At 69.1% G+C, this 6,131-nt stretch carries 6 protein-coding genes; all 6 read left to right on the forward strand.

The window, feature by feature from the left end:
• Positions 1–482 precede the first annotated feature (482 nt).
• The 6 genes from ACFRMQ_RS36850 (at position 483) to ACFRMQ_RS36875 (ending at position 6,102) form a co-directional block, all read left to right on the forward strand.
• Positions 483–1,946 carry a pyridoxal phosphate-dependent decarboxylase family protein gene (locus ACFRMQ_RS36850; RefSeq protein WP_380735204.1) on the forward strand — a complete coding sequence of 488 codons (1,464 nt, stop codon included), beginning with the start codon at positions 483–485 and terminating at the stop codon, positions 1,944–1,946.
• A 61-nt stretch (positions 1,947–2,007) separates the two neighbouring features.
• Positions 2,008–3,567: a hypothetical protein gene (locus ACFRMQ_RS36855; RefSeq protein ID WP_380735205.1), complete on the forward strand. Its 1,560-nt coding sequence runs from the start codon at positions 2,008–2,010 to the stop codon at positions 3,565–3,567.
• Between the two features lie 136 nt (positions 3,568–3,703).
• The gene (locus ACFRMQ_RS36860; protein WP_380735206.1) at positions 3,704–4,228 is read left to right on the forward strand and encodes a hypothetical protein; all 525 of its coding nucleotides are present in this window, start codon (positions 3,704–3,706) and stop codon (positions 4,226–4,228) included.
• A gap of 28 nt (positions 4,229–4,256) precedes the next feature.
• On the forward strand, positions 4,257–5,051 hold the full coding sequence (locus ACFRMQ_RS36865; RefSeq protein WP_380735207.1) for a hypothetical protein: 795 nt from the start codon (positions 4,257–4,259) through the stop codon (positions 5,049–5,051).
• Positions 5,052–5,083: 32 nt separating this feature from the next.
• On the forward strand, positions 5,084–5,530 hold the full coding sequence (locus ACFRMQ_RS36870; protein WP_380735208.1) for a hypothetical protein: 447 nt from the start codon (positions 5,084–5,086) through the stop codon (positions 5,528–5,530).
• 17 nt (positions 5,531–5,547) lie between these two features.
• Positions 5,548–6,102 carry a hypothetical protein gene (locus tag ACFRMQ_RS36875; RefSeq protein ID WP_380735209.1) on the forward strand — a complete coding sequence of 185 codons (555 nt, stop codon included), beginning with the start codon at positions 5,548–5,550 and terminating at the stop codon, positions 6,100–6,102.
• Positions 6,103–6,131 lie beyond the last annotated feature (29 nt).

Below are 6,131 nucleotides of genomic sequence, written 5' to 3' on the forward strand. Positions count from 1 at the left end.
GCCCCCGGGGGAAGCGGGCCCGCCCCGGAGCGCGTCGCGGGACTCCCGTGGAGCTCCGGCGCCTCCGTGCGCACGGCCGACCCCGGTGCCCGCCTCACCGGCCCGCCCGTCGGTGGAGTTCGAGGGCAGTTTGAATACGCCGTTCGAAATGTGATGAAGCACTTCACCGGCCTGGCCAGCGCGGATTTGCGGAGATCGGGTGCCGGGCCCGGGTCGCGATGGCATGCAATCGAAATTCGGGAAAAAGGAGGGGTTCACCCGTTGGAGTTATGCGGCTGGACACGGACAGCCAAGGGGCGGAAGAGTCCAACGCGTTGTCCTCAGCATCTTCAACGAAGGCCCATTGGGGGGCTCATAAGGTGGAATCTCGATCGAAGCAGGAGATGATCGAGCAGCGCGGTGGAGGCGGGTCGCTTTTCGGTGTTCAACCGCAGCGATCGTCCGCAGATTTCGGGGGCGGGAATCCACGCGATGGCGGGGCGATGGCGAGTGCGTTCGGGGCCGAGCTCTTCCGGGCCAATACCGAAACGGTACTGGGCCGGCTGGAGAGCCATCTGTCGGATTCCTCGATCAGGGGGCTCGACCTGATCGACCCCGAAACGCTGACGCAGGCCGCGCGGGCCCTGATGGCCGCGGAGCGCGACGAGATCGCGCCCTTCGACGAGAAGCGGCTGGACGGAATCGTCGACCTGTACGTCAGGACGGGGATCCAGGTCCACTCGCCCGGTTACATGGGGCGGCAGTTCTCGGGCGTGGTGCCGCTGGGCGGGGTCGTCGACTTCGTCAGCTCGGTGGTCAACCAGCCGTCCTCGTTCTACGAGGCGGGCCAGCTGCCCAGCGTGGCGGAGCGCATCATGGCCGAGGAGCTGAACCGCTTCATCGGGTGGGAGCCGGGGAGCTTCGCCATGGTGACCACCTCGGGCGGGTCGCTGGCCAATCTGACCGCGCTGCTCGCGGCCAGGAACAAGGCGTTCCCCGACTTCTGGTCGAGCGGCAGCCCTGGGGCGGACGGCGCGCCCCGCCCGGCGGTCGCGGTCGGCGCTGACGTGCACTACAGCGTGTCCCGGGCGGCCGGGATCCTGGGGATCGGGGAGTCGCAGATCGTCCGGCTGCCGCTCGACCGGGAGCAGCGGATCTGCCCGGAGCGGGCGCGGGGCGCCCTGGAGGCCGCCGAGCGGCAGGGGCTGAAGGTGTTCGCCCTGGTCGCCTCGGCCGGCACCACCTCGGTGGGCGCCTTCGACCCGCTCGACGAGCTGGGCGACCTGGCCCGGGAGCTGGGCATCTGGCTGCACGTCGACGGCGCGCACGGGGCCGGCCTGCTGGTCTCCGACAAGCTCCGCCACAAGCTGCGGGGGATCGAGAAGGCCGACTCCCTGGCGTGGGACGCGCACAAGATGATGTTCGTGCCGGCGCCTTGCACGCTGCTGTTCTACCGGAACAAGGAGGACAGCGACGGGGCCTTCCAGCAGCACGCCAGCTACGTCTTCGACGAGGAGCCGGACCGCTACACCGAGCTCGACAGCGGCGGCCGGAACTTCGAGTGCACCAAGCGGCCCATGATCATGCCGCTGTGGACCCTCTGGTCCGTCTACGGCCGGGCCCTTTTCGCCGAGAAGATCGAGTACCTCTGCGAGCTGACCGAGGAAATCCACGGAATTCTCCTGGAGGAGCCGGATTTCGAGACGGTGCACCGGCCGGAGGCCAACATCCTCTGTTTCCGCCACCGTCCCGCCGATCTCTCCGACGAGCACGTGCACCGCCTCCAGGTGGCGATCAGGAACCGGATCAAAATCCAGGGGAACTTCTTCATCTCCAAGGTGAACGTCGACGGGGTCGCCGCACTGCGCGTGGTCATGATGAACCACCGGATCACCGCCGAGAATTTCCGCATGCTGCTGGGCGAGATCAGGCGGGTCGCGGCCGAGCTGTCCGCCGCCGCCAGGTGAACGCCGCCGAACCGACCGCGGCACACGGAACGATGAACAAAGCGAAAACGAGGAATTGACGATGAGTGCAGTGAGTGTCGCACCCGCTCGGCCGGCGGCACCCGGCGGCGCCGGTGAACTGGCGAGCCGGCTGATTCCGGATTGGGAGCTGAAGCCGGAATCGATCGACGCCGTGGAGAAGCTCCCCTCGTTCGCGAGCAAGCTCCGCGAGTGCGAGCGGGTCTGCCAGACCCCGTACAGCGAGGTGCCGCACGAGATCCAGGACGCCCTGGTGCTGCGCCGCCTCCAGCAGATGGTCAACACGGTGCTGCTCAACCCGCTCTGGCGCACCCGCCTGTCGGGCGCCGGAGTCCGTGAGGCTCCGCGGACGTACGAGGAGTGGCAGCGGATCCCGCTGTCGGACAAGGAGACCCAGCGGGACTTCTTCATGGACTCGCGCCCGGGCATGGTGGTGCCGCTGGAGCGCGGCGGGTTCGAGATCGTGGCCAGTGGCGGCACCAGCGGCGGGAAGCCGCTGGAGACGGTGTACTCGCTGCGGGAGCTGCGGGACACCTACGAGGTGGCCGGCCGCTTCATGGGCGCCTACCAGCTGGACGGGTACCTGAACGGCAGTGACCCCAAGTGGCTGTACACCACGCTGGCGGACTACCAGATGTGGAGCAGCGGCACCATGGTGGGCGGGGTGCTGGCCCAGGTGCCGGGCATCAACTACATCGGTGCGGGGCCGGTCACCGCACCGGTGCTGGAGCACATGTTCTCCTACCCGGGCCCGAAGGCGCTCATGGGGATCACCGCGGGCGTCGCGATCCTCAGCGAGCTCGGCGCGGGGATGAGCCGGGAGGCGAAGGAGAGCTTCCGGGCGGCGCTGTACGGGAGCGGGGTGCTGCCGCAGCGCAAGCGCGCGGAGCTCAAGGCGATGTTCCCGAACCTGGCGATCCTCAGCTACTTCGCCGCGACCCAGGCGGAGACCATCGGGCTCCAGCTGAGGGAGGAGTCGCCCTACCTGGCGGCCGTGCCCGGACTGCACCTGGTGGAGATCGTCGACGCCCAGGGCCGTTGGGTGGCGGAGGGCGAGGAGGGCGAGCTGGTCGTCACCCGGCTGCACGCGCACGAGGCACCGTTGCTGCGGCTGAAGCTGGGCGACCGGATGATCCGCCGCCCGAGGCTGGACGGCCCGGGGCTGAAGACCGGTCAGTTCGAGTTCGCCGGCCGCACCGGGGACATCCTGCACCTGAACGACAGTCAGTACTCGGCCCCGCGTGCCTACGAGGCGCTGCGGGAGGACCTGTTCAAGGCCGTGGCGGTGGACCTGGACGTGGTGGCGCACGAGATCCAGTTCGTGAACCACCGCGAGGGCAAGGCCATCACGCTGCTGGCCTCGGTCGACGACGCCCCGGGGCTGACGTACCGGCTGGACACCGCGCTCGGCCCGTACGGGGTGCAGCACGTCTTCGTGAACTCGCTGCCCCGCTCGCTCTCGCTGTTCAACCAGGGCGAGGCCAACCCCGCCTCGATCGAGAAGACCGGGTACCGGTTCCTGATCAAGTTCGTGCCCAGGGCGTCCGCGGAGATCGAGCGGACCTCGGTCGGCAAGGTGCCCCTGGTGCGCGACCGGGGCTAGGCCGTGGCCTAGGCCCCGTCCGGCCGGTCTTGCCGCGGGCTGACCCGCCGAGGCCGGCCGACCGGGGCCTGACAGAACCACCGGCGGGGCGGCGGGACAGCCGCCCCGGTCCGTGGCTTCGAGGAATGGAGTGAGGATGAAACCGCAAGTGAACATCGCCGTCGTGGTGGATGTGATCGGCGCGCTCTCGGACAAGTCGCTGCTGAACGGCAACCTCTGCCTGATCGACGACGGGTCCTTCGACAGCAAGGGCCAGGGGACGCCGGAGCTGGTCACCGTGGTGGCGCCGGGCCAGGTGGTCCAGTGGTCCGCCCTGGCGGTGGACCTCCAGACCCCCGTCGAGATCAGGAGCATCAGCTTCCTGCCGGCGGGCGGGGGCGTGGCGGCTCCCGAGTACGGCGTCGATCACGGCCCGGCGGGCGCTCCCGCGGGTGACGGCGCGGAGGGTGTCCCGGGGGGTGTCCCGGGGGGCGGCGCGGACGGTGCGGCGCCGGCCGGACAGCGCCTGGAGAGCGGGCAGTTGGACCTCAACGTGTGGTCCGGCGTCGTGCCGCCGTACCTGGCCCCCGGGGTGCCCTACCGGTACCGGCTGGAGCTCCAGATGTACGAGGGCGATCACAGCGTGCTGCACGTCGACTCGCCCGCGCTGATGTGCCTGTAGGCGGAACACCGACAAGGAGGGTGGGCAGATGGCCCAACAACTGGCGATCATCGTGCTCGTGGACGTCGGCAACGCGCTGGAGTCCCGGACGCTGACCGGCAACACCTATCTGTTCGACAACATGAAGCTGCAGGGCTCCCGGAACCAGGGCACCGACGAGCTGGTCACCGCGGTCAACGGCTCCTACTGGAGCGATGGCTCGCAGGCGGGCGAGCAGGTGCTCAACTGGCTCCCGTACAGCCTCGGTTCGATCCCGCCGACGGTGCCCCGCGGCTACCACGCCGCCCGGACGCGGCAGGCCGAGAAGGACGCGCTGGCGGAGCTGGCGGACCTGGCCGGCCGCACGACGCCGAACGGCGACACCGATGCCGCGCTGGCCAGGATCCAGAGGACCGTCGGCACCAGGGTCCGGGCCGCCTCGCGCACCCGCGCCTTGTCCGGGCAGCAACTGCTGGACGTCACGGGCAAGGTGGTCTCCGACCACAGCCAGGGCGCGCACAGCTACCCGGCCCCGGTGATCACCGACATCTTCGGCGAAGCCGTGGACGAGAAGATCATCTACCCGGCCGAGTACGGCTCCCCGGACCTGGTGACCGACGGCTGGTACTGGTCGGCGACGGTCGACACCTCCCGGCCCGGGACCTACACCTACAAGATGCGGATCCAGCTCCACGATCTGGTCCAGCGTGCGGGCGAGTCGACCTGGGAGCCGGTCAACCTCACCTGCGAGTCGAAGCTGCGGATCACCGCGGACCCCAAGCGGAACGGTTTCACGGGTGCCGGCATGGGCTACCTGCCGATCGCTCCGGCCAGCTTCGCCTGAGCCCCTGATCCCGTAAGGACGAGGAGGAGTAGATGACCACCAAGCCACGGCAGAAGACCACGCCGAAGCGCCCGATCTCGATCACCGCGGTGGTGGACTGCGTGGGCATGCTGGCGGCCCAGAGCACCCAGGGCCACCTGTACCTGTACGACACCAACCGGTCCGGCGGGTCCACCGGCTTCGGCACCGAGGAGCTGAGCACCCCGGTCAAGGCCGGCGACCAGCTGCTCTGGAACGTGCTGGCGCTCGAGTGCGAGGCCTTCGTGGCCATCGACGGGATCGAGATCGACCAGGAGGTGTGCGAGCCGGTCCGGAAGGTGTACCCCGGCACCGACGTCGCCTACTGGACGGGGACGGTGAAGAAGGACCAGACGGCCCCGGTGTCGTACCGGATCAGCTTCCGGCTGGGCACGCAGGCCGAGCCGATCACCACCGCCGTGTCGCCCACCCTGGTCGGCCACACGACCGGGCAGCTCTGAGCAGCGGAGGAGGAACCTTGACGACCAGCACGCGCAGCACCGAGCCGGAGAAGCAGAACGCCGGGCAGCTGAACTCGGTCCAGCTCAACATCGTCACGTTCGTGAACATGGAGCGCGCCGCGGCGAACCGCTCGCTGCACGACTCGATGTACATGATCGACAACAGCGTCGGCGGTTCGGGCCAGGGCACCCGGCAGTTGGAGACGGTGTGCAAGCAGGGCCAGGTGCTGAACTGGATCATCCGTCCGCTCGACATGGAGCGGCGGCTGGACGGCACGTGGCCACCCATGCCCAAGATCAACAACATCGTGGTCCTCGACACCGAACTGGGTGACGAGGAGGACGTGGCCGAGCGCAAGCTGTTCACCGAGCTCAAGATCTACGGGATGCCCGACCGGATGCGCTCCCCGCTGACCCCGGTCTACTACTACTGGGCCGGCACGGTGCTGAGCACGGCCAAGCCCGGCCTGTACCGGTACCGGCTCGTCCTGGAGCTGGAGCAGGAGGGCACCAAGGAGAAGCTGTACCTCAACACGGTCGACCACCCCGCGCTGCGGGTGATCGAGGTCTGACCCCGGCACCACGCGGGCCCCGGTGTCCC

This window comes from Kitasatospora sp. NPDC056783 (assembly GCF_042789895.1).
Classification (GTDB): Bacteria; Actinomycetota; Actinomycetes; order Streptomycetales; family Streptomycetaceae; genus Kitasatospora.

Bases quoted from the DNA above. Each gene is read 5' to 3' on its own strand.
- ACFRMQ_RS36865 (WP_380735207.1), top strand. From the start codon at position 4,257: ATGGCCCAACAACTGGCGATCATCGTGCTCGTGGACGTCGGCAACGCG.
- ACFRMQ_RS36855 (WP_380735205.1), top strand. From the start codon at position 2,008: ATGAGTGCAGTGAGTGTCGCACCCGCTCGGCCGGCGGCACCCGGCGGC.
- ACFRMQ_RS36860 (WP_380735206.1), top strand. From the start codon at position 3,704: ATGAAACCGCAAGTGAACATCGCCGTCGTGGTGGATGTGATCGGCGCG.
- ACFRMQ_RS36870 (WP_380735208.1), top strand. From the start codon at position 5,084: ATGACCACCAAGCCACGGCAGAAGACCACGCCGAAGCGCCCGATCTCG.
- ACFRMQ_RS36850 (WP_380735204.1), top strand. From the start codon at position 483: ATGGCGAGTGCGTTCGGGGCCGAGCTCTTCCGGGCCAATACCGAAACG.